Origin of the sequence: Pedococcus sp. NPDC057267 (genome assembly GCF_042668795.1) — a bacterium.
GTDB lineage: Bacteria > Actinomycetota > Actinomycetes > Actinomycetales > Dermatophilaceae > Pedococcus.
This window is the reverse complement of sequence record NZ_JBHUYG010000004.1, coordinates 1-22437: the sequence shown is the minus strand read 5'-3', so window position 1 is coordinate 22437 and position 22437 is coordinate 1. Positions and strand designations below refer to the sequence as shown.

Annotated in this window: 23 protein-coding genes; 6 read left to right on the top strand and 17 right to left on the bottom strand. The window is 73.6% G+C overall.

The features are described from left to right. Positions 1-42 precede the first annotated feature (42 nt). Positions 43-930, top strand: coding sequence for a 1,4-dihydroxy-2-naphthoate polyprenyltransferase (locus ACFUC1_RS01865; protein WP_379116203.1), 888 nt, complete (start codon positions 43-45; stop codon positions 928-930). Between the two features lie 66 nt (positions 931-996). Here ACFUC1_RS01865 and ACFUC1_RS01860 read toward each other — a convergent pair whose 3' ends face one another. From ACFUC1_RS01860 to ACFUC1_RS01825, 8 genes are all read right to left on the bottom strand, one after another. Then, complete coding sequence (locus tag ACFUC1_RS01860; protein WP_379116202.1) at positions 997-1278, bottom strand: DUF4229 domain-containing protein; 282 nt, start codon at positions 1276-1278, stop codon at positions 997-999. A gap of 1 nt (position 1279) precedes the next feature. Beyond that, a complete protein-coding gene (gene ccsB, locus ACFUC1_RS01855; RefSeq protein WP_379116201.1) occupies positions 1280-2278 on the bottom strand; it encodes a c-type cytochrome biogenesis protein CcsB in 999 nt (332 codons plus the stop codon). Further along, positions 2275-3906 carry a cytochrome c biogenesis protein ResB gene (locus ACFUC1_RS01850; RefSeq protein ID WP_379116200.1) on the bottom strand — a complete coding sequence of 544 codons (1632 nt, stop codon included), beginning with the start codon at positions 3904-3906 and terminating at the stop codon, positions 2275-2277. Before ACFUC1_RS01850 ends, ccsB begins: the two co-directional genes overlap by 4 nt. Before the next feature lies 1 nt (position 3907). Then, positions 3908-4690, bottom strand: coding sequence for a cytochrome c biogenesis CcdA family protein (locus ACFUC1_RS01845; RefSeq protein WP_379116199.1), 783 nt, complete (start codon positions 4688-4690; stop codon positions 3908-3910). Positions 4691-4702: 12 nt separating this feature from the next. Continuing rightward, positions 4703-5314, bottom strand: coding sequence for a TlpA family protein disulfide reductase (locus ACFUC1_RS01840; RefSeq protein WP_379116198.1), 612 nt, complete (start codon positions 5312-5314; stop codon positions 4703-4705). A gap of 8 nt (positions 5315-5322) precedes the next feature. After that, positions 5323-5937 carry a histidine phosphatase family protein gene (locus ACFUC1_RS01835; protein ID WP_379116285.1) on the bottom strand — a complete coding sequence of 205 codons (615 nt, stop codon included), beginning with the start codon at positions 5935-5937 and terminating at the stop codon, positions 5323-5325. 35 nt (positions 5938-5972) lie between these two features. After that, a complete protein-coding gene (gene hemL, locus ACFUC1_RS01830) occupies positions 5973-7307 on the bottom strand; it encodes a glutamate-1-semialdehyde 2,1-aminomutase (RefSeq protein ID WP_379116197.1) in 1335 nt (444 codons plus the stop codon). A 127-nt stretch (positions 7308-7434) separates the two neighbouring features. Beyond that, on the bottom strand, positions 7435-7965 hold the full coding sequence (locus ACFUC1_RS01825) for a MarR family winged helix-turn-helix transcriptional regulator (RefSeq protein ID WP_379116196.1): 531 nt from the start codon (positions 7963-7965) through the stop codon (positions 7435-7437). A gap of 139 nt (positions 7966-8104) precedes the next feature. Between ACFUC1_RS01825 and ACFUC1_RS01820 the strand changes: the two genes are divergently transcribed. Both ACFUC1_RS01820 and ACFUC1_RS01815 read left to right on the top strand, forming a co-directional pair. Continuing rightward, a complete protein-coding gene (locus ACFUC1_RS01820) occupies positions 8105-8638 on the top strand; it encodes a YceI family protein (RefSeq protein ID WP_379116195.1) in 534 nt (177 codons plus the stop codon). Positions 8639-9003: 365 nt separating this feature from the next. Continuing rightward, positions 9004-9942 carry a LysR family transcriptional regulator gene (locus ACFUC1_RS01815; protein ID WP_379116194.1) on the top strand — a complete coding sequence of 313 codons (939 nt, stop codon included), beginning with the start codon at positions 9004-9006 and terminating at the stop codon, positions 9940-9942. Here ACFUC1_RS01815 and hemB read toward each other — a convergent pair. From hemB to ACFUC1_RS01785, 6 genes are all read right to left on the bottom strand, one after another. Further along, positions 9932-10966, bottom strand: coding sequence for a porphobilinogen synthase (gene hemB, locus ACFUC1_RS01810; RefSeq protein WP_379116193.1), 1035 nt, complete (start codon positions 10964-10966; stop codon positions 9932-9934). The genes ACFUC1_RS01815 and hemB overlap by 11 nt on opposite strands. Before the next feature lies 1 nt (position 10967). Next, complete coding sequence (locus tag ACFUC1_RS01805; protein WP_379116192.1) at positions 10968-12608, bottom strand: uroporphyrinogen-III synthase; 1641 nt, start codon at positions 12606-12608, stop codon at positions 10968-10970. After that, the gene (gene hemC / locus ACFUC1_RS01800) at positions 12605-13678 is read right to left on the bottom strand and encodes a hydroxymethylbilane synthase (RefSeq protein WP_379116191.1); all 1074 of its coding nucleotides are present in this window, start codon (positions 13676-13678) and stop codon (positions 12605-12607) included. The genes ACFUC1_RS01805 and hemC overlap by 4 nt, the downstream gene beginning before the upstream one ends. Continuing rightward, entirely contained in the window at positions 13675-14982 is a 1308-nt protein-coding gene (locus tag ACFUC1_RS01795) for a glutamyl-tRNA reductase (RefSeq protein ID WP_379116190.1), read from the bottom strand. Before ACFUC1_RS01795 ends, hemC begins: the two co-directional genes overlap by 4 nt. After that, positions 14979-15668, bottom strand: coding sequence for a redox-sensing transcriptional repressor Rex (locus ACFUC1_RS01790; RefSeq protein WP_379116189.1), 690 nt, complete (start codon positions 15666-15668; stop codon positions 14979-14981). The genes ACFUC1_RS01795 and ACFUC1_RS01790 overlap by 4 nt, the downstream gene beginning before the upstream one ends. Positions 15669-15849: 181 nt before the next feature. Continuing rightward, positions 15850-16107: a glutaredoxin family protein gene (locus ACFUC1_RS01785; protein ID WP_379116188.1), complete on the bottom strand. Its 258-nt coding sequence runs from the start codon at positions 16105-16107 to the stop codon at positions 15850-15852. Positions 16108-16157: 50 nt separating this feature from the next. Here ACFUC1_RS01785 and ACFUC1_RS01780 point away from each other — a divergent pair, with 50 nt between their 5' ends. From ACFUC1_RS01780 to ACFUC1_RS01770, 3 genes are all read left to right on the top strand, one after another. After that, a complete protein-coding gene (locus tag ACFUC1_RS01780) occupies positions 16158-16967 on the top strand; it encodes an HAD family hydrolase (RefSeq protein ID WP_379116187.1) in 810 nt (269 codons plus the stop codon). A 148-nt stretch (positions 16968-17115) separates the two neighbouring features. Continuing rightward, on the top strand, positions 17116-17967 hold the full coding sequence (locus tag ACFUC1_RS01775) for a sigma-70 family RNA polymerase sigma factor (protein WP_379116186.1): 852 nt from the start codon (positions 17116-17118) through the stop codon (positions 17965-17967). Between the two features lie 111 nt (positions 17968-18078). After that, positions 18079-19272 (top strand): DUF5667 domain-containing protein, encoded by a 1194-nt coding sequence (locus tag ACFUC1_RS01770; RefSeq protein ID WP_379116185.1) that lies wholly within the window; start codon positions 18079-18081, stop codon positions 19270-19272. A 52-nt stretch (positions 19273-19324) separates the two neighbouring features. Here ACFUC1_RS01770 and ACFUC1_RS01765 read toward each other — a convergent pair whose 3' ends face one another. From ACFUC1_RS01765 to ACFUC1_RS01755, 3 genes are all read right to left on the bottom strand, one after another. Beyond that, on the bottom strand, positions 19325-20947 hold the full coding sequence (locus tag ACFUC1_RS01765) for a lysophospholipid acyltransferase family protein (protein WP_379116184.1): 1623 nt from the start codon (positions 20945-20947) through the stop codon (positions 19325-19327). Continuing rightward, the gene (locus ACFUC1_RS01760) at positions 20947-21996 is read right to left on the bottom strand and encodes an NAD-dependent epimerase/dehydratase family protein (RefSeq protein WP_379116183.1); all 1050 of its coding nucleotides are present in this window, start codon (positions 21994-21996) and stop codon (positions 20947-20949) included. The genes ACFUC1_RS01765 and ACFUC1_RS01760 overlap by 1 nt, the downstream gene beginning before the upstream one ends. Positions 21997-22188: 192 nt before the next feature. Next, the gene (locus ACFUC1_RS01755) at positions 22189-22287 is read right to left on the bottom strand and encodes a 30S ribosomal protein bS22 (RefSeq protein ID WP_003792170.1); all 99 of its coding nucleotides are present in this window, start codon (positions 22285-22287) and stop codon (positions 22189-22191) included. Between the last annotated feature and the right edge of the window lie 150 nt (positions 22288-22437).

Here is a 22437-nt window from a genome sequence, read left to right as displayed (position 1 = left end):
ACAGCCCCGCCCGCACCACCCGAAGCGAGATCCCACACCCCCATGGCCACTCCCGCCCAGTGGGTCGCCGGCGCCCGCCCGCGCACCCTGCCCGCCGCCATCGCCCCCGTCGTCGTCGGCACCGCCGCGGCATACCTGCTCGAGAAGGCCAACCTCGGCCTGGCCCTGCTGGCCCTCCTGGTCTCGGTGTCGCTGCAGGTCGGCGTCAACTACGCCAACGACTACTCCGACGGCATCCGCGGCACCGACGCCGACCGCGTCGGCCCGGTGCGGCTCGTCGGCCAGCACAAGGCGAACCCCGAGAACGTCAAGCTCATGGCGTTCGCGTTCTTCGGCTTCGCGGCTCTGGTCGGGCTCGCGCTCGTGGCCCTGAGCCAGGCCTGGATCATGATCCCGCTCGGCGCCCTGGCCGTGCTGGCGGCGTGGCGGTACACCGGCGGCGACAACCCGTACGGCTACCGCGGCCTCGGCGAGCTCTACGTCTTCGTCTTCTTCGGCCTGATGGCCACGCTCGGCACCCTCTACACCCAGGCCGGGCACCTCTCCTGGACCGGTGTGGCCCTGGCCGTCGGCGTCGGCTCCATCGCGTCGGCGATCCTGGTCGCCAACAACCTGCGCGACATCCCCACCGACCGGGAGAACGGCAAGCTCACCCTCGCCGTCCGCCTCGGCGACCGCGGCACCCGGGTGCTCTACGTCGCGCTGCTCGTCGTGGCGCTCGTGATGGTCCTCGTGGCCGCCCTGGACCAGCCGTGGGCCCTGCTCGCGCTGCTCGCCTTCGCGCTGGCGTGGAAGCCGGTGCAGGTGCTGCGCAGCGGTGCGACGGGCCGTGACCTCGTCCCCGTGCTCGCCGCGACGGGCCTGTTCGAGGTCGCGTATGCCGTGCTGCTGGCGATCGGCCTCGTGGTCGGCCACTCGGTGACCGGCTGACGCCGGCTCCGGACCGAGAGGGGGTCGCCCGGGGGCCCCTGCTGACGCCCGGGGGCCCGGGCCGCGTCAGCGGTACTCGGTGCGCTCGTCCTCGGCGTCCTCGGCCGCCTCGTCGCCGTGGGCGGCGGCCGCCTGACGGGCCTGGGCGCGGCGCTCGATCCGCTCCTGCAGCCGCTGGGTCGACTCCTCGCGGAACCGCCCCAGCACGAAGTACGAGATCACCATCGAGAGCAGGGCCGACAGGACGAGGAGCATCCACTCCTGGCCGCGGTCGCGCAGGCCGAGCAGCCAGAGCAGGCAGACGACGCCGAAGAAGATCAGCAGCCGCAGGACCGAGTAGCGCAGCATCTCAGAGGCCCGAGTAGGAGTGCTGGCCGACGAAGAACACGTTGACGACGGCGAAGTTGACGATGACGCAGGCGTAGCCCGCCAGCGAGATCCAGGCGGCCGTCTGCCGGCTGATGCCGCTCGTGGCGCGCGAGTGCAGGTAGGCGGCGTAGACGACCCAGATCACGAACGTCCACACCTCCTTGGGGTCCCAGTTCCAGTAGGACGCCCAGGCCTGCCGCGCCCAGATGGCGCCGGCGATGAGGGTGAAGGTCCACAGCGGGAACGCCACGATGTGCAGGCCGTATGCCGTGCGCTCGATCGAGGGCGCCTCCGGGAAGCGGTCGAGCACCGACGGACGCCCGGCGCGCTGGAACGCGTCCTTGAGCAGGTAGATGGCCGTCGCCGCGGCGGCGAGGGTGAACAGCGCCGTGGAGATCACGGCGACGGTCACGTGGATGACGAGCCAGTAGGACTTCAGCGAGGGCAGCAGCTCGGCGGCCTCGGTGTACCAGACGGCGACGGCCATGCCGAGCACGAGCAGCACGGGGCCGGTGATGAACAGGCCGAGCCAGCGCAGGTCGCGACGGGTGGACCAGATCGAGTACGCGAGGGAGGTGAACATCGAGCCCATGACGGCGAACTCGAACATGTTGCCCAGCGGCCAGCGGTCCACCGACAGGCCGCGCAGGACGACCGAGGCCAGCAGCAGCAGGCCGCCGAGCCAGGTCGTGGTCGAGGCGATGCCGGCCGCGGACCGGGCCCGCTTCGAGAGCTCGGGGCCGTCGCCGGGGGTCACGGTCGCGGTCGCCGCGGCGGGTGCGGAGACCGTCTCGGCGGGCGCGCCCGCGCCGACCAGTTCCCGCTCCCGCGTGGACGTGGCGTCCTTCGCGGCCACGCGGTCGCGCGCCGGGAGCAGCCCGGCGAGGTAGATCGCGTGGCACACCATGGCGATCGTGAAGACGGCCATGGCCGAGTAGAGGCTGAGGTTGGCGTAGCCCGCGAGGGTCTCGTTCGTCATGAGCGTGGGTCCATCTCCGTGCCGGTGGGGGCGGTGGCTCGAGGCCGGCTGTCGGCCGTGGTGCCGGCTGCCGCGGTGGCTCGTGTCGTGACCTCGCCGAGCACCTGCTCGACGACCTTGCGCAGGCCGTCGTCGTCACCCTTCGCGAGGCCGGCGACGGTCACCACGGTACGTCCCCCACCCTCGGCGGGGGAAACCCGGACGAACACCCGGCGGCGGCGCACGACGAGCGAGGCGATCAGACCGGCCAGGGCCAGCAGGGCCGCGACGAGGGTGATGCCCTTGCCCGGGTCGTGCCGGATCGACAGTCCGGCGAACCGGTCGACCGAGTCGAAGGTGATCGACCCGCGGCCACCGGGCAGCTGGTAGGTCTGGCCGGGCTCGAGCCAGATCCGCAGCGGCGAGCCCTTGGCGTCCTTGAGCTGGGTCATCTCGGAGGTGTCGAGCACGTAGACCGACTGGGGCCGTCCGCCGGGGAGCAGCTCGCCCTCGTAGACCGTGAGCGCCAGGGCTGGGCGCTTGGCGTCGGGGAAGATCGAGATCGGGCCCTGCTCCTTGTCGATGACCGCGGTCGGCAGGAACAGGCCGGAGAAGCCGAGCGGCTTGGGGTCGGCCCCGGTGACCTTGATGGCGCCGACGGACCGGTAGTTGTTGTCCTGGGCCAGGAACGGCACCGGGCCGCTGTAGGTCTCCTGGCCCTTGGCGTCCTTGACCGTGACGACGGGCGCGTACCCGTTGCCGAGCAGGAACACCCCCGCCCCGCCGATCTCCAGCGGGTGGTTGACCTTGACCGTCTCGGTCGTGGGCCTGGCGCCGGGGCGCGTCGTGGTCGTGAGGTGGGCCGTGAAGTCGCGCGGCTGGCCGAACTGGCCCCGGCCGGTGACGTTCTCCTCGAACTTGGCGTCGAGCTTGTCGACCGTGATGGTGAACGGCTGCAGCGTGTCGGGGTTCACCCACGGGCCCGGGTCGAAGGTGTCGTACTGGGACAGGGTGTTCGAGAACGACTTGCCGACCGGGACGATGACGTCGCCCTTCCAGCCGAGCAGGTGGCCGATGGCGACGCCGACGATGACGCCGATGAGGGCGAGGTGGAAGACGAGGTTGCCGGTCTCCTTGAGGTAGCCGTTCTCGGCGCTGACCGTGGCGTCGTCATGGCTGTGGACCCGGAACCGCCGGCCGCGCAGGACCTCGCGAGCAGCTGAGACGACCTGTTCGGGGGACGCGTCGACCTCGGCCCGCGCCGAGTCGTCCAGCCGCTCCAGTCGCGAGGGGGTGCGGGGCGGTGTCGACCGCATCGCCCGCCAGTGCACGCGGCTGCGCGGCAGCACGCACCCCACGAGGGAGATGAAGAGCAGGAGGTAGATGGCCGCGAACCACGGCGACGCGTACACCTCGAAGAACCCGAGCCGGTCCAGGACCGGTCCGGCCTTGGGGTGCTGGGCGATCCAGTCCGCGGTGCGCGCGGGGTCGATGCTGCGCTGCGGCCAGATCGACCCCGGCAGTGCGCCGATCGCCAGCAGCAGCAGCAGGAACAGCGCGGTGCGCATGCTCGTGAGGTTGCGCCAGGTCCAGCGGGCCCAGCCCATGGCCCCGAGGCGTGGCTGCGTGATCGTCGTGGAGTCGGCCATGTCAGATCACCGTCTGGAATCCGCCGACGAGGGCGGTCTGGAGGTAGCGGGTCCAGCTCTCCCAGACCCCGGTCACGAGCATGAGGCCGATCACGAGCAGCAGCACGCCGCCGAACAGCTGGATGGCGCGCTGGCGTCGGCGCAGGAACGCCGACACCGCCCCGAACCGCTCGAAGCCGGCCGCGATGAGCAGGAACGGCACGCCGAGGCCGAGCGAGTAGGCCACCGCGAGGACGATGCCGCGCGTGACCGCGGAGGAGTTGCCGGTCGTGGTCGCCAGGATGGTGACCGCGCCCAGGGTCGGCCCGGTGCACGGCGCCCAGCCGAGCCCGAAGACGGCACCCAGGAGCGGTGCCCCGGCGAGGCCGGACGTCGGTCGCCAGTGCAGCTTGAGCTCGCGCTGCGTGCCCGCCCCGAGGAAGACCAGCGCCATGAGCAGGACGAGCACGCCGCCTGCCCGCATGAGCAGGCCACGGTGCTCGACCAGCGCCGCCCCGACGCCGGCGAGGAAGGCGGTGACGAGGATGAAGACGACGGTGAAGCCCAGGACGAAGAGCAGCGCGCCGAGGACGAGCCGGTGGCGGCGACGCTGCTCGAGGGTCTCGTCCGACAGCCCCGTGACGTAACCGAGGAACCCCGGCACCAGGGGCAGCACGCAGGGAGACGCGAACGACACGAACCCGGCGAGCATCGCGACGGCGAGGGCCACCGGCAGCGCGCCGGAGGTCACCGTGTCCTGCACGCCGGAGGCGGTCGCCGCCACGACGGGGATCGAGCTGGTCATCGTCGAGCTGCCTCAGCCCTTCGCCAGCACGTCGTCGACCAGCCCGGTCAGGGTCGAGGCCTGGACCTCGCCGTTGACCCGGGCGGCGATCCGACCGGTCTTGTCCAGCACCAGGGTCGTCGGCGGTGCGCTGACCTTGCCCTGCAGGCTGAGGATCAGCACGCCCGACGGGTCGGCGAGCGACGGGAACGTGATGCCCCAGCGCTGCGCCGAGGTGATGGCCGAGGAGGTGTTGTCACGGGTGTTGATGCCCATGAAGGTGACCGGCTTGCCGGCCTTCTGCGCGGCCTGCCACGACTTCTCCAGCTCGGGGGCCTCGGTGCGGCACGGGCCGCACCACGACGCCCAGACGTTCAGCACGACGACGTCGCCGCCGGCGTCCGGCAGGGCCCACGGCTTGCCGTCGAGCAGCGTGCCCGACAGGCCGACCGGCTTGCCGCGGTCGGCGGGGGCGATGACCTGGACCGCGCCGTCCTGGGAGATGTAGCCCTTGCGGCTGCCGTCCTTGGCCTGCGCGGCGATGGAGTTCGGGTCGCTCCCGCAGGCGGCGAGGCCGGCGGCGAGGACCGGCACGGCGAGCAGCGCCGACAGGCGCGGCAGGCGCGGCAGGCGCCGTCGCGGCATACGCGGGCTCATCCCGTGCCTCCCCGGGACCGGGCGAGCAGCACCCTGGCCGGCTCGGAGTAGGTGATCGACTCGAGCTCGTCACCGACCCACGTCAGGGTGGTGAGGGACGCCAGGCGGCACTCGCGCCTGCGCGGGTCGTGCCAGAGCCGGTTGCCGAGCAGCTCGTTGCGCGCCGTCCAGATGGGCAGCTGGTGGGAGACCACCACCGCCTCGTGGCCGCGGGCGGTGTCCCGCGCGTCGGCGATGGCGGCCAGCATCCGGCCGGCGACCTCGGCGTACGGCTCGCCCCACGACGGCTTGAACGGGTTGGTGACCAGCTTCCAGTGCCGCGGGTGCAGGAAGTCGACGGGGCGCATGGAGCCCACCCGGTGGCCCTCGAAGACGTTGGTCGACTCGATGACGCGGTCGTCGGTCGTCACCGCGACGCCGTGGGCCGCCGCCACGGGGGCCGCCGTCTCCTGGGCGCGCAGCAGGGACGAGGCGACGACGTGGGTGACGTCGTGGTCGGCGAGGTGGTCGGCGACGGCCTGCGCCATCTCGCGCCCGAGCTCGGACAGGTGGTAGCCGTCGAGCCGGCCGTAGAGGACGCCCTCGGGGTTGTGCACCTCACCGTGGCGCATCAGGTGCACGACGGTGCGGGCGTGGGGGGCGGAGCTCACGACTCGATTGTCGCAAACGCCTCTGCGGCCGCCGACGCCGCCGCCGGCAGGGCCGCCACGACGCGCTCGACCGCCGCGTCGTCGTGCGACGCGCTGACGAACCAGGACTCGAACGCGCTCGGCGGCAGGTAGACGCCCTGCGACAGCATCGAGTGGAAGAACGCGGCGAACGCCGCCACGTGCTGGGCCCGGGCGGTGTCGTAGTCGGTGACCGCGCCGTCGCGGAAGAAGACGCTGAACATGCTGCCCGCGCGCTGCACGACGTGGGGCACACCGGCCTTCGACAGCTCCTCGCCGACGGCGGCGGTGAGGGTGTCGGCGACGGCGCCCAGGTGGTCGTAGACCGCCGGGGTGCACTGCTGGAGGGTGGCCAGGCCGGCAGCCGTCGCGACGGGGTTCCCGCTCAGCGTGCCGGCCTGGTAGACGGGGCCGAGCGGCGCGAGCAGCGCCATGACGTCGGCGCGACCCCCGAAGGCCGCGGCCGGGAAGCCGCCGCCCATGACCTTGCCGAAGGTGAAGAGGTCGGGCGCGCCGGCGGCATACGGGGCCTCGAGGCCGTACCAGCCGCTGGCCGAGCACCGGAAGCCCGTCATGACCTCGTCGGAGATGAGCAGGGCACCGTGCTGGGCGGTGACCCGGCGCAGGCCCTCGGTGAAGCCCGCGGTGGGCGGGACGACGCCCATGTTGCCCGGGCTGGCCTCCGTGATCACGGCCGCGATGTCGGCGCCGCGCTCCGCGAACGCCTCCTCGACGGCGGCGAGGTCGTTGTAGGGCAGCACGATCGTCTCGGCGGCCATCTCCTTGGGCACGCCGGCGGAGTCGGGCAGCGCGAACGTCGCGACTCCCGACCCGGCCTGGGCGAGGAGGGAGTCGACGTGGCCGTGGTAGCACCCCGCGAACTTCACGACCAGCGACCGGCCGGTGTAGCCGCGGGCCAGCCGGATCGCGCTCATGGTCGCCTCGGTGCCGCTGGAGACGAGGCGCACCTGCTCGACCGGCTCGACCCGGCGGACGATCTCCTCGGCGAGCGCGACCTCGTTCTCGCTCGGGGTGCCGAAGGAGAAGCCCTTCTCGATGGCACCCCGGACGGCGTCGAGCACGGCCGGGTGCGCGTGGCCCAGGATCATCGGGCCCCACGAGCAGACGAGGTCGACGTACTCGCGGCCGTCGACGTCGCGCAGGTACGGGCCGCTGCCCGACTCCATGAACCGCGGCGTGCCGCCCACCGCGCGGAAGGCGCGCACCGGCGAGTTCACGCCTCCCGGGGTCACCGAGGTCGCGCGGTCCAGCAGCGCCTGCGAGACGGGGGCGTCGAGGGGGTATGCCGTCATGTCCGCCATTGTCCCAGCCGTCCCTGAGTGCCCCGTGGGTGGGAGGGCGTGGCCGGCGCCCGCGCCGGCCGCCGACGGGGTCGGACCGTGCGCGGTGAGCCGTCGGCGGGGGTCGGCCGTCGCGCGGTCAGCCGTCCGCGGGGAACGGTCCGTGGTCGCGGGCCTCGGCGGTCACCGCGGGGTGCGGGCCGTCGTTGTCGGGCGCGAGCACGGCGCGGATGTGGTCCATCGCCTGGCCGAGGGCGAGGAACAGCTCCGGGGGCACGGGGTCGATGACGTTCTTGCGGACGCTGTCGACGTGGACGACGGCCATCTCGCGGACGGCGTCCCAGCCGGCCGGCGTCAGGACGAGCTCGACGCCGCGCTTGTCCTCCAGGCACGACTCGCGCCGCACCCACCCGCGCTTCTCCAGGCGGGACGCGGTGTGGGTGAGGCGGCTGCGGGACTGCACGACGAGGTCTGCCAGCGTGGACATGCGCAGCCTGCGGCCGGGCGCCTCGGAGATCATCGAGATGATCTCGTACTCGGTGAGCTGGACGCCGTGCGACTGCAGGTCCCGGTCCAGCGCCTCCTCGATGAGCCGGCTGCCGCGCAGGTAGGCGCGCCACGCCCGCTGCTGCTCGGCGCTGAGCCAGCGCGGTTCCCCCTGGGTGCTCATGCCCGGAGTATGGCACCGGGCACCGGTGTGACCCACGTCACTCCGTAGTAGTTGAAATATAAATGATGGCTGCTATGTTGGACAGGACGAACCAGCCGGGACCTCCCCGGCGGAACCCGAACCACAGGAGACACCCACCATGGCCAGCATCCACGACCTCCCCGCCGGCACCTGGACCGTCGACGCCTCGCACAGCGTGATCGGCTTCACCGCCCGCCACCTCATGGTCACCAAGGTCCGCGGACAGTTCAAGGAGTTCGAGGGCACCGTCAAGGTCGGCGACGTCATCAGCGACTCGCAGGTCACGGCCGTCGCCCAGCTCGCCTCCGTCGACACCGGCTCGGCCGACCGCGACGCCCACCTGAAGTCCGCCGACTTCTTCGACGTCGAGAACAACCCCACCATGAGCTTCACGTCCACCCAGGTCACCGCGGACAGCCTCAAGGGCGACCTGACGATCAAGGGCGTCACCAAGCCGGTCGAGTTCGACCTCGACTTCAACGGCCTGGCCACCGACCCGTGGGGCAACCAGAAGGCCGGCTTCGAGGCCACCGCGGAGATCAACCGCAAGGACTGGGGCCTGGAGTGGAACGTCGCGCTCGAGGGTGGCGGCGTGCTCGTCTCCGAGAAGATCAAGATCACGCTGGACGTGCAGCTGCTCAAGGCCGCCTGAGCCAGCACCACCCCAGACCGCGAGACGGCGGTTGCTCGACAACCCTCGGGATCCTGTCCCGAGGGACGTCGGGCAACCGCCGTTTCGCGTGTGCCTGCGTCCGGGTGACCGCCAGCCGATCACGAAACACGATCACCAACCTGCCCCCGACCCCTCCCGCCGCGCCGCCACCACTGCGACCCTGTTCCGCGAGGGACTCCGGGCGGGCCGTCAGGGGCACGGGGGAAACGGCCCGCCCGGCACCCTCCTCCCGCTCGCGCATGAGACCTCGCACCCGCGACCTGTGGCATTTCGCTTGCCGGGGCTGCGTGCACGCGCGCACCATGGGCTGCACCCCCAGACGTTCGGGCAGGAGGGGTGGTCGCGTGGAGCTGCGGCAGGTGCAGGCCTTCCTCGCCGTGGCCGAGCACGGGGGCTTCCGCCGCGCGGCGGCCCGCACGTACGTCAGCCAGCCGGCCCTGTCCGCCCAGGTCCGCGACCTCGAGCGCACCCTGGGCGTGACCCTGCTGGTCCGCCGACCCGGCGGCGTCGAGCTCACGCCCGCCGGGGCCGCCCTCCTCGGCCCGGCCCAGCACCTCGTCGACGCCGTCGAGAGCGCGCGCCGGACGGCCGCGAACCTGCGCCACACCGGAACGGTCACCGTCGGCCTCATGCCCGGCGGCGCGGCCGAGCTGACGACACCGTTGCTCACGGGCCTGGCCAGCCGCTTCCCCGGCGTGCGCGTCGTGGTCCGGGACGTCGAGCTCCGCACGTGGCACGACGACCTCTGCGACGAGCTCGACCTGCTCGTCGCGAGCCCTCCCTGGCCGGACCGCGAGCTGCTCGTGACCGAGCTGCTCGAGGACGAGGTCGTCCTGGCCTACCCGTGGAACCTGCTGCCCGAGCGCCCGGGCGTCATCAGCCTCGAGGACGCCCTGCGGCTGCCCCTCGCCGACCTCGCCCCCGAGACCGGGCCGTCGGTGACGCGCTTCTGGACCCTCGCCTGGCTCACCAACGGCGCTGGCGACTACCGGCGCGCCGGCCCTCCGGTCGGTGGCCTCGAGCAGACCCGCGACGCCATCCTCTCCGGCGCCGTCGGGGCGTTCGGCCCGGGCTGGGTGGCGCGGGTCCTCGCCTCCCCGGAGTACGGCACCGCGCGGCTGGTCGAGCGCCCCGCGGCGGGGGTGCGCCTGCTGTCCAGGCCGCACCCGCCCGAGGTCGTGCAGGCGATGCACGTCGAGGCGCGGCACATCGCCCGGGAGATCGGCCCGTGGGTGCTCGGCAGCCCCCTCGACCCGGCGCCCGGCGGCGGCGTCAGCCCGTGACGGACCGGCGCAGCACCGCGGCCGCCTCGAGGGCGTAGTAGGTCAGGATGACCTGCGCCCCGGCTCGCCGGATGTTGAGCAGCGACTCCATGACGGCGCGCTCGCGCTCGATCCAGCCGTTGGCGGCAGCCGCCTCGATCATCGAGTACTCGCCCGAGATCTGGTACGCCGCAACGGGAACCGGCGACATCGCCGCCGCCGCGGCCACGATGTCGAGGTTCTGCATGGCCGGCTTGACCATGACCATGTCGGCGCCCTCGGCGATGTCGAGCTCCAGCTCGCGCAGCGACTCCGTGGCGTTGGCCGGGTCCTGCTGGTAGGCCGCGCGGTCGCCCTGCAGCGAGGACTGCACCGCCTCGCGGAACGGGCCGTAGAGCCCGGAGGTGTACTTCGCGGCATACGCGAGGATCACCGTGTCGGTGAAGCCCTCGGCGTCCAGGGCCGCGCGGACGTGGGCGACCTGGCCGTCCATCATCCCCGAGAGCCCCAGCACGTGGGCCCCGGCGCGCGCCTGCGCCAGGCCCATCGCGGCATACCGCTCGAGCGTGGCGTCGTTGTCCACGACGAGGTGGCCGGGGCGACGCTCGGTGAGCACGCCGCAGTGGCCGTGGTCGGTGAACTCGTCGAGGCACAGGTCGGCCATGACGACGGTGCCGTCGCCGACGGCCTCGACCACCCGCCGCAGGGCGACGTTGAGGATGCCGTCCGGGTCGTCGGCGCCGGAGCCGACGGCGTCCTTGTGCTCGGGCACCCCGAAGAGCATGAGGCCGCCGATGCCGGCCTCCACCGCCTCCTGCGCCACCGCGACGAGGGAGTCGAGGGTGTGCTGGACGACGCCCGGCATCGCGGAGATCGGCTGCGGCTCGCTGATGCCCTCACGGACGAACACCGGCAGCACCAGCTCGGCCGGGTGCAGGCGCGTCTCTGCGACGAGCCGCCGCAGGGCAGGGAACTGGCGCAGCCGCCGCGGCCGGAGGACCGGACCTGCCGGCTCCGGCCGCGGCGCGCTGCTCAGGTGCTCCACGTCAGCGGGCCCGCCGGCGCGCGGAGGCCTTCTTGCGCGAGGGGCGCACGACCTCCTCGCCGGCCTCGAGCGCCGCGGCCGCGAGGCCCAGGCCGTAGTCGGCCAGGGCGTCGACGAGGGCGTCGGAGGACGCCTCGGGCGCGAGGACGTCGACCCGCAGGCCGTGCTCCTCGGCGGTCTTCGCGGTGGCCGGGCCGATGCAGGCGATCACCGTCGACGGGTGCGGCTTGCCGGCGATGCCGACGAGGTTGCGCACCGTCGAGGACGAGGTGAAGACGGCCGCGTCGAACTGGCCGCCCTTGATCGCCTCGCGGACCGGCGCGGGCGGCGGGGCGGCGCGCACGGTGCGGTAGGCCGTGACGTCGTCGACCTCCCAGCCCATCTCCTGCAGGCCGGCCACGAGGGTGTCGGTGGCGATGTCGGCGCGGGGCAGGAAGACCCGGTTGATCGGGTCGAGCACCTCGTCGAACGGCGGCCAGTCGGCCAGCAGGCCCTGGGCCGAGTTCTCGCCGGACGGCACGAGGTCGGGCACGATGCCCCACTCGTGGAGCGCCTCGGCGGTCACGCCGCCGACGGCCGCGATCTTGAGGCCGGCGAAGGCGCGGGCGTCGAGCCCGAACTCCTCGAACCGCTCACGGACGGCCTTGACCGCGTTGACGGAGGTGAAGCCGATCCACTCGTACCGGCCGGTGACCAGGCCCTTGACGGCACGCTCCATCTGCTGCGGCGTCCGCGGCGGCTCGACCGAGATGGTCGGGACGACCTCGGCGGTCGCGCCGTAGGACTCGAGCCTGGCGATCGTGCGACCGGACTGCTCCTTGGTGCGCGGCACGAGGACGTTCCAGCCGAACAGCGGCTTGGTCTCGAACCAGGACAGCTCCGAGCGCATGGCCACGGTCGAGCCGACCACGGCGAGCGCGGGGAACTCGACCGACTTCATCACCTTGGCGACCTCGCCGAGGGTGGTGACGCGGGTCGACTGCCGGATGGTGGTGCCGCGCTCGGTCAGCGCGACCGGGCTGTCGGCGGAGCGCCCGGCGTCGAGCAGCTTCGCGAGGGCCGCGCCGAGGTCGTCGGGCGGCCCGAGCAGGACGACCGTCACCGAGTCGGCGGCCGAGGCCGCCCAGTCGACGTTGCGGTCGTTGGCGGAGATCACGTGGACCGCGGGCGAGCTGCTCGAGGTCAGCGGGATGCCCGCGTATGCCGGGACGGCCGAGACCGCGCTCACGCCCGGGACGATGTCGAACCCGATGCCCGCCTTGTGGCAGGCGAGGGCCTCCTCGGCCAGGCCGTTGAACAGGGCCGGGTCGCCGTCCATGAGGCGGACCACGAGGCCGCCGGGGGCGGACTTGGCGGCCTTGACGACGAGCTTGGCGCGCATCGCGTGGGTCAGCGGCTGGCCGTGGTCGCCGTGGCCCGCGTCGACGACCTCGACGTCCGGGCCGCAGTAGCGGGCGACCACCGACTCACGGGCGACCTGGTCGATGACGACCACGTCGGCCGCGGCCAGGAGGTCGACCGAGCGGACGGTCATGAGGCCGGAGTCGCCCGGGCCGGCGCCGACGAAGGCGACGCGACCGGGCGCCTTCGCGGCGCGGGCGGGGCGGGTCTGGGTGGGCTGGGTCGAGCGCGTGGGGCTCACAGTGCACGCTCCGTGCTGTCTCGTTCTGGGCTGCGGGGGTTGCTGCTGTCGAGGGCGGCGACCGAATGCGGTCCGGTCGCCCCGGCTGGGTCGGGCGGACGGGGTTCGGTGCGCCGCCCGGGGTCGGCGCCGGCCGGCGGTCGGGGCTCGGGGCCGACGATCTCGGCGGCACCGTCCCCGAGCAGCACCTCGGCGAGGCGCCGGCCCAGGGACTCGGCGTCACCGACCGGCCCCACGAGGGAACGGCGCAGCTCGAACGAGCCGTCGACCGACCCGACGAACGCGCGCAGCGACAGCTCGACGCCGTCCTCGCCCTCGACGACCTCGGCGAGCGACCCGACCGGGGCGGAGCAGCCGGCCTCCAGCGCGGCGAGCAGCGCCCGCTCGGCGGTGACGCAGGCGCGGGTGTCGGCGTTCTCGAGCGGCGTGAGCACGGCGAGCGTGTCGGCGTCGTCGGCGCGGCACTCGACGGCCAGTGCCCCCTGGCCCGGGGCGGGGAGCACCTGCAGCGGGTCGATCGCCTCGGCGACCTCGTCGAGCCGGCCGAGGCGGGCCAGGCCGGCCCGGGCCAGGACGACCGCGTCGAGGGCGCCGTCGCGGACCATCGCCACGCGGGTGTCGACGTTGCCGCGGATGTCCTTGAACGACAGGCCCATCCCGAGGGCCGCCAGCTGGGCGACCCGGCGCGGCGACCCGGTGCCGACGACGGCGCCGTCGCCGAGCTCGCCGAGGGTGCGACCGTCGGCGGACACGAGCACGTCGCGCGGGTCCTCCCGCGTCGGCACGGCTGCGACGACCAGACCGGGCTCGGGCGCGGTGGGCAGGTCCTTGAGGGAGTGGACGGCGAGGTCGACCTCGCCGTCGAGCAGCGCCCGGCGCAGCGCCGCGGCGAAGACGCCCGTGCCACCGAGGGAGGCCAGCGACGCCGTCGAGGTGTCGCCCTCGGTCACCACCTCGACGAGCTCCACGGTGTGGCCGAGCGCGCGCAGGCGGTCCGCCACCCAGCCGGACTGGGTGGTGGCGAGGGCGCTGCGACGGGTGCCGAGGCGCAGGGTGCGAGTGCCGCTCACGGCATACCTCCCTGCGAGGGCGGTACCGACGCGGTCGCGGTCTGGCCGGGGCGCAGGTCGAACAGCTCGCGCAGGGCCTGGGCGTAGTCGTCACCCTGCCCGCCCACGGCGAGCTCCTTGACCCGGACGGTCGGGGTGTGGAGCAGCTTCTCCACGATGCGGTGCACCGCGAGCTGCACCTCGGCCCTGGTCGCCTCGTCGAGCTGCGGCAGCCGCTGCTCGAGCCGGCCGAGCTCGCCGGCGACGACATCGGCGGCGTGGCGGCGCAGCGCCGCGACCGTCGGGGCCACCGACTCGGCCGCCCGCGAGGTGAGGTAGGCCGCGACCTCGCCGATGACGAGGTCGGCCACCTCCTGCACCTGCGCGGACGCCTGCCCAGCGGACAGGTCGTCACCCAGGGCGGACAGGCCGGCGACGACGACCCCGCGCAGCGAGGCGACCTCGGGCGCGACGTCGTGGGGCAGGGCGAGGTCGACGTACGCCTGCGGGCGCCCGGCACGGGCCACCTGGGCGTCGGCGGCCGTGGCGAGGTCGACGACCACGCCGGTCGAGCCGGTGCACGACACGACGAGGTCGGCGGCTGCGAGGGCGTCGGCCAGCTCGGCGAGCGGACGTGCCGTGCCACCGGTGCGCTCGGCCAGCCGCTGCGCCTTGGACAGGGTCCGGTTGACGACCGTGAGGGAGCCGACACCGCGGCGGGTCATCGTGGTGGCGGCCAGCGAGGACATGCCACCAGCGCCCACGACGAGGACCGACAGGTCCGCCAGGTCGCCGAGGTGGGCCTCGGCGCGGGCGATCCCGGCCTCGACCAGCGAGACGCTGACGGCGTCGATCCCGGTCTCGGTGTGGGCACGCTTGCCCACGCGGAGGGCCTGCTGGAAGAGGGCGTTGAGCGAGGGTCCCGCGTGGCCGGTGCGCTGGGCGTCACGCAGCGCGGTGCGCATCTGCCCCAGGATCTGGGCCTCGCCGACGGCCATCGAGTCCAGGCCGCAGGCGACCGTGAACGCGTGCGCGATGGCGCGGTCCTCGTAGTGCACGTACAGGTGCTCGCGCAGCTGGGCGTTGTCGACGCCGGTGGCCTCGGTGAGCGCCTCGGTGATGTCGCTGACGGCACCGTGGAAGGTGAGCGACTCGGCATACACCTCGGTGCGGTTGCACGTGGAGACGACGATGGCCTCGGAGACGTTCTCCCGCGCGGTGAGCCGGCTCTCGAGGTCGGCACGGCGGGAGGGGTCGAGCGACATCGCCTCGAGCAGCGGCAGCGGGGCGGTGTGGTGGGACAGGCCCAGGATCACGAGGCTCACCGGACCACCGCCTTGGCGAGCGGTCGCAGCCCCTCGCCCGCGAGCGCCTTGCGCTGCTCGTGGAACGCGAGGATCTGCAGCTCGGTGGACAGGTCGACCTTGCGCACGTCGACGCCCTCGGGCACGACCAGGACGCTCGGCGCGAAGTTCAGGATGGAGGAGACGCCGGCGGCGACAAGCTGGTTGCAGACGTCCTGGGCGGAGGCGGCGGGCGTGGCGATGACGCCGATCGCGAGGCCCTGCTCCTCGACGAGGCTGGGCAGCGCGTCCATGGACTGCACCGTGATGCCCGCGATCTCCTGGCCGTGGAGCTTCTCGTCCTGGTCGAGCAGGGCGACGACGCGGAAGCCGCGCGTGGCGAAGCCGCTGTAGGCGGCGAGGGCGTGGCCGAGGTTGCCCATCCCGACAATGGCGACGGGCCAGTCCTGGGTCAGGCCCAGCTCGCGCGAGATCTGGTAGGCGAGGTGGTCGACCTCGTAGCCCACGCCGCGCACGCCGTACGACCCCAGGTGGGAGAGGTCCTTGCGGAGCTTGGCGCTGCGCACGCCGGCGGCTGCCGCGAGCTCCTCGGAGGAGACGGAGGTGATGCCTCGCTCGGCGAACCCGGTGAGGGCTCGGAGGTACTCGGGTAGCCGGGCAACCGTGGCGTCGGGGATGCCCCGACGGGCGCTCGGTTCGGCTGACACGTTCTCTCGGGCTCCTTCTCGACACAGGCAGCCCGCACCTGGCTGGAGCGGACGGGAGCCATTGCAGGTTACGCTTTTGTGAACGGATGCACAAAGTCACAAGCAGGCCCCCGTCCCGTGCGTGAGACAGGTCACGCCGGCGGCGGCGAGAGGCCCTCCGCCCGTCCGTGCCGCGCCCGGGTCAGGCCCCCAGTGCAGCCCTCAGCCGTGCCTCGTCGACCCTCCAGTAGTCGTGCTGCCGGCCGTCGACGAGGGTCACGGGGATCTGCTCGGCATACCGCTCGAACAGCTCGCGGTCGTCCAGGACCGACATCTCGTGCCAGCCCACGCCGAGGTCGACGGCCACCCGCTCGATGACGGCGCGGGCGTCGTCGCACAGGTGGCACCCCGGCTTGCCGATGAGGGTGATGCGCGGCTGCGGCGCGGGTGTGGCGGACACCGCTCCAGCGTATGCCGCGGAGCACGGGGGCGAGCCCTAGGCTCGGGCCCATGACCGAGGCCGCCGCCACCGAGCTGCAGACCGAGCCGGCGACGCCCCGCGACCCCGGGGCGGCCGCGTTCTTCGACGTGGACAACACCGTCATCCGCGGCGCGAGCATCTGGCAGCTCGCCCTCGGCCTGTGGCGACGGGACTTCTTCACCCTGCGCGACGTGAGCGCCATGGCCTGGAAGCAGGTCCGCTTCGCCCTCCTGGGCGAGAACCTCGCCCACGTCGAGCAGATCCGGCAGCAGGCGCTGGGGTTCATCGCAGGGCACTCGGTGGCCGAGATCCACGCCATCGGCGAGGAGATCTTCGACGAGGCCATGCACGACCGCATCTGGCCCGGCACCCAGGCGCTCACCCGCACCCACCTCGACGCGGGCCAGGAGGTCTGGCTGGTCACCGCCACCCCTGTCGAGGTGGCCACCGTCATCGCCGACCGGCTGGGGCTCACCGGCGCACTCGGGTCGGTGGCCGAGTCCGTCGACGGGATCTACACCGGGCGCATGGTCGGCGACTTCCTGCACGGTGCGGCCAAGGCGCGCGCGGTCGAGGCACTGGCGGCCGAGCGCGGGTTCGACCTGTCCCGCTGCGCGGCCTACTCCGACTCGGCGAACGACATCCCGATGCTCTCGCTCGTGGGGCACCCGGTGGCCATCAACCCCGACGGGGCGCTGCGCGACCACGCCCGGGCCCACGGCTGGGCCATCCACGACTACCGCACGGGCAGGCGGGCGGCCAAGGTCGGCGCCCAGGCCGTGGGCGCCACCGCGCTGGCCGGCGTGCTGGCCGCCGCTGCCCGTCGCCGCCGGCGCTGAAGCACCGGCCGAGGGTGCATCGCGGGCGCGTCGATGTGACGGGGGTCTCCTGACAAATGCTCCGGAATCGGGGAAACTGTCCCTCGGTCAGGAGGTGCCTCCCATCGGATCTCGCCCACGTCGCATCGCGCCCGCAGCACCCCTCCGGGTGCGCGCCACGGTTGCGCGCGCCCTGACAACGACCCGGGTCGGGTCGGGTTACGGCGGACCTGCGACGTGCTTCGCGGGGGCCTGTGTCGGCACGGGCAGCGGCACCGGCGGTGTTTCTGTCGGCGGGGCCCCCGGCACCAGGGGCGCCCACGGCATCGGCGCCGCCACGGCCGACTTCCTCTCCACGCTGCGCGTCCTGCTGAGCGTCGCCGGCGACGCCGGCACCCTGTCGGGCGACGGCCGCGGCGCCGGTCGGGACGCCGCCAGCGCAGGCTTCGGCCCGGGCGAGGCACCCCAGGACTTCGAGCGCGTGTCGGCCCTCGTCGAGCTGGCCCAGCGGGGGGACTCCGAGGCCTTCGGCATGCTCTACGAGCGGTACGTCGACACCGTGTACCGCTACGTGTACGTGCGGGTCGGCACCAGCCAGCTCGCGGAGGACCTCACGTCCGAGACGTTCCTGCGCGCCCTGCGACGGATGGACTCGTTCTCCTGGCAGGGCCGCGACATCGCCGCGTGGTTCATCACCATCGCGCGCAACCTCATCACCGACAACGCCAAGTCCGCGCGGTTCCGCATGGAGGTCAGCACGGCCGACATGCTCGACGCCGACCCGCGGGTGGAGGCGGCGCCCGAGGGCGAGGTGCTCGAACGGCTGCGCGACGAGCGGCTCCTGCAGGCCGTCAAGGGGCTCAAGCCCGAGCAGGCGGAGTGCGTCGTGCTGCGGTTCCTCCAGGGACTCTCTCTGGCCGAGACGGCGAAGGTCCTCGGCAAGTCCGAGGGGGCGGTCAAGCAGCTGCAGCTGCGGGCCGTCCGGGCACTGCACCGGGAGCTGGCCGATGTGGAGCTGTGAGCCGTCGCAGGCACCCGGCGGATATCGCTACGAATCGGCGCGTAACTTCCGCACCCGCCGCTCGTTCTCAGCGCGGACAACCGTGACCGAGCTGGGGAGGGAGGTGCCGGCATGCCCCTGCTGAACCGCTCCGCGGACCGCTTCCAGCGAGCGCTGGAGGGCGGGCGTGTCGACGACGCCCAGCTCGAGCAGCTCGTGCGCACCACCCAGCGCGTCACCGGCGCCGGCACGCACCTCGCGGGGCCCGACCCGGAGTTCGTCGCCGCCCTGCGCACGCGCCTGATGGCCGAGGCGGAGCGTATGCCGGCCCCCTCGCCCGCCGCCGCCAAGGCCGCCGCCGCGCGCCGCGCCGCCGCACGCACCACACCGGGGGTGGTCGTGCTCGGCCGCGGCACCCCCCGGCTCCTGGCCGGCGTGGCTGCCTCCGCGGTGCTCGTCAGCGGCATCGTCGGCGCCGCCTCCCGCAGCGCGCTGCCGGGGCAGGCGCTCTACCCGGTCAAGAGCTGGCTCGACGGCGTCCAGGTCCGCCTGGCCGACAACGACCTCGACCGCGGCCGGACGTACCTCGACCAGGCGCAGGAGCACATCTCCGACGCCCGCGACCTCGCCGAGCACCAGGCCCCGCACGACGACGTGGACGTCGCCCTCAAGGCCGCCATCACCTCCCTCCGGCGCGGCCAGCAGTCGCTCGACACGGCATACGCCACCACGGGCAACCCGCAGGCGCTCATCTCGATGCGCGACTTCACCGCACGCGCACTGCCCCAGGTGGACGTGCTGCGTCGCGAGGTGCCGCAGCAGTCGATCCCGCTCGTGGCCGAGCTCGAGTCGCTGCTGCTGCAGTCGCAGCAACAGACGGCCCGGCGCATCGCGGCCTGCGGCTCCCCCTGCTCCGAGCTCGCCTCGACCATCGGCCCGGCGACCCTCCCGTCGCTGACCACGAGCGTCGCGCCCGGCGCGACGTCGTCGACCCGGCCCTCCGGCAGCCCCACGGTCGTTGCCAGCGTCCCGCGGGCCACGGCGACGCAGTCGGGTGGGGGCGCCGGCGGATCGGTCTCCGGCCCGTCGGCCGGCGTGGGCGCCGGTGCCGTCACCGCCGGCGCCGGTGGCGGTGGCGTCACCGCCGGCACCGGGGGCGTCGGCGTCGGGCTGCCCACCGTGAGCGCCTCACTGCCGCTTCCGTCGGCCTCGGCCACGCTCCCGCTGCCCTCGGCCACAGTGGGCACCGGCGGGGTGAGTGCCACCGTGCCGAGCTCGACCCTCGGGCCCGTCACGCTCCCGGGCCTCACGCCCACGCTCCCCTGACGGCCGGCGCCTTCGCGCACGGCCGCCGGTCGTCCGGGACGACGCCCCTGCGTCAGAAGAAGACCGAGCGGCGCTGCATCAGCAGCGAGTACAGCGTCTGCTGGATCGTCTCGCGGACCTGGTCCGTGAGGTCGAAGACGAGCATGGGGTCGTCGGCGGCGCTCGGCCCGAGGTCCGCCGTCGCGACCGGCGCCCCGAACTCGATGATCCACTTGCTCGGCAGCGGCACGAGCCCCAGCGGACCGAGCAGCGGCCACGTCGGGGTGATCGGGGCGTAGGGCGCGCCGAGCAGCCGGGCGACCGTCTTGACGTTGCCCAGGATCGGGTAGATCTCCTCGGCGCCCACGATCGAGCACGGGATGATCGGCACCCCGGTGCGCAGCGCCGCGGAGACGAAGCCGCCGCGGCCGAACCGCTGCAGCTTGTACCGCTCGCTGAACGGCTTGCCGACCCCCTTGAAGCCCTCGGGCCAGACGCCGCACAGCTCCCCGGATGCCAACAGGCGTTCGGCATCGGGGTTGGCCGCCAGGGTGGACCCGGACTTGCGGGCGACGTTCCCGATGACAGGTGTCTGGAAGACGAGGTCCGCCCCCAGCATCCGCAGGTGGCGGTGCGCCGGGTGCTCGTCGTGGACGGCCACCTGGGTCATGAGGGAGTCCATGGCGATGGTGCCGGAGTGGTTCGCCACGACCAGGGCCCCGCCCTCGGAGGGGATGTTCTCGACGCCTCGGACCTCGACCCGGAACCACCGGCGGTACAACGGGCGCAGCACCGGCAGGTAGAAGTGCTCGGTGAAGTCGCGGTCGAAGCCGAAGTCGTCGACGGTGTAGTCGCCCGTGAGCCGCCGGCGCACGAACGCCAGCATGGCCGCGAGGTGGCGCTCGACGTCGTCGGGCGACAGACCGGCACCCTCGGCAGCCATCCGGATGGCGCTGACACCGGCGGTGAGCAGCTCCTCGACGCCGGGACCGGTCCCGCCGGCGCCGGCCGCACCCGCCCCCGGCTGGGGGCCGGGGCGGAACGCCTGCTCGTCCGGCTCGTCCCGGACCGCCGTCAGCACGCGGACCGGCGCGTCCTGGGCGCGCGCGGCGGAGCTGCCGCGGCTGCGTCGTCGCGAGGTCGTGGCGCGTGGGGCCCGGACGCCGGAACGGGCGACCGCCTTGGTGGACGGGACGGCCTTGGCCACCGGACGCGGACGGTGCTTGGCCGGCGTGGTGGCAGCCGTCGGGGCGCCCTCGGTCGCGGTCGCCGTGGTCGTGGTCGCCGTGGTCGTGGTCGCGTCGTCGTCGCGCGGGGTGGAGGTGGACGCGGACGTGGCCCGGGCCTCGGCAGGTCCGGCGCCGAGCAGCGGCGTGCTGCGGCGCCTGGCGCGCTCGCCGGACGCGCGGGCGGCCCCGGCGGCCAGGGCTCCCGGGCGGGTGGCCCCCCGCGACGCCCGGCCCGCGCCCGAGGTGGCGGCGGACGCCTTCGCCGCGGGGGCCTTCTTCGCCGTGGCGGCCTTCTTCGTAACGCCGGCCTTCTTCGTGCCGCCGGCCTTGGTCGCGGCCTTCTTCGTGGCGCCGGCCTCGGCGGCGGACTTCCCCGGCGTGGCGGCCTTCGCCGCCGAGGTCCTCGTGGCGGCTGCCCTGCTCGTGGTCGCCTTCTTCACGGCGGACTTCCGGGTGGGTCCGGGCATCAGTCGTTCCTCCCCGCGGCCCAGACCGAGCCGATCGCGTGGGCGGCCGTGCCGGCGACGCCGGAGACGGCCGAGCCGACGGCGGCGCTGCCGGGCACCACCGGTCCGAGGCCGCTCGCGAAGTCCGCGAACGCCTCCCGGGTCGTGTACGCCGGCGCGAAGCCCATCTCCTCGTGCATCCGGCGGGTGTCCAGCCCCCGCCCGAAGGCGAGGAACTGGACCTGGTCGCTGCTGAAGTCGGCCAGGCCCGAGCGCTTGACGAGCCCCCCGAGCAGGCCGGCGGCCTGGATCGGGACGGGCAGGACCGGGCGCCCGGCCATGCTGGCCGCCTGGGTGACGGTGATGACCCCGTCGCCGGCGATGTTGGTGATGCCGATGCTCGGGCCGGTCGTCGCGCGCAGCAGGGCTCCCACGGCGTCGCTCTCGTGGACGAACTGCAGCCGCGCGTCGTACCCGAACGGCACGGGCACGACCGGCAGCGAGAAGTAGTCGGTGAGGGCGGTGCGGATCACCGGCCCGATGATGTTGGCGAACCGCAGCATGGAGATCTCGACGTCGGGGCGCCGGCGGGAGAACCCGCGCACGTAGCCCTCGACCTCGACCGAGTCCTTGCCGAAGCCGGCCCGCGGCAGCGACTTCGGGCCCATGTCCTCGGTGAACATGGCGGGGTCACGCGGGCTCGAGCCGTAGACCGCGGCCGAGGACTTCACGACGAGCCGGCGGATGCTGGGCGCCTTCTGGCAGGCGGCCAGCAGCTGCATCGTGCCGATGACGTTGATCTCCTTCTGGGAGACCCGGCCGCCGGCGTGCACCGGGGTCGCGATGACGTTCATGTGCACGACCGTGTCGACCTCGGCCTGGGCGATGATCTTGCCGATCATCGGGTTTCGGATGTCTGCGCGGACGAACTCCGCCCGCCCGATGTCGTGCGGGGGCGGGATGACGTCCACGCCGATCACCCGCGACACGGCCGGGTCCTGGGTCAGGGCACGGGCAAACCGCCCGCCTAGGTAGCGGGAGACCCCGGTCACCAGGACGACGTCAGCCACGGACGAAACCCTACCGAGCCGGACGCCAGCCGGCCGGGTGACGTCCGTCGCAACGGCCTGTCCGGGCGTCCCGCGCCCACCCGCGCCGGTGACCGGCACGGCACACCGCACCGGTCCCGCCCGGGGGCGGGCCTGCCCGGGAACAGAGGGTGCCGGGAACGAGAAGACCCCCGCCGTGGCGGGGGCCGTCCATCACTTCTTGTTGCGACGCTGGTGACGCGTCTTGCGAAGGAGCTTGCGGTGCTTCTTCTTCGCCATGCGCTTGCGGCGCTTCTTGATGACAGAGCCCATGGTGTCCTCTTGGTCGTGGTCGTGTTGCCGGACGGGGCAACTACGCACCACGCCGAACAGTGGTCGACACTCTAGCGGCGAAGGCCGGGGAGCCCAAACCCGGGTCCCGAGCCACACGAACGGGGGCGGGCCCGGCCGACCGGCCGGACC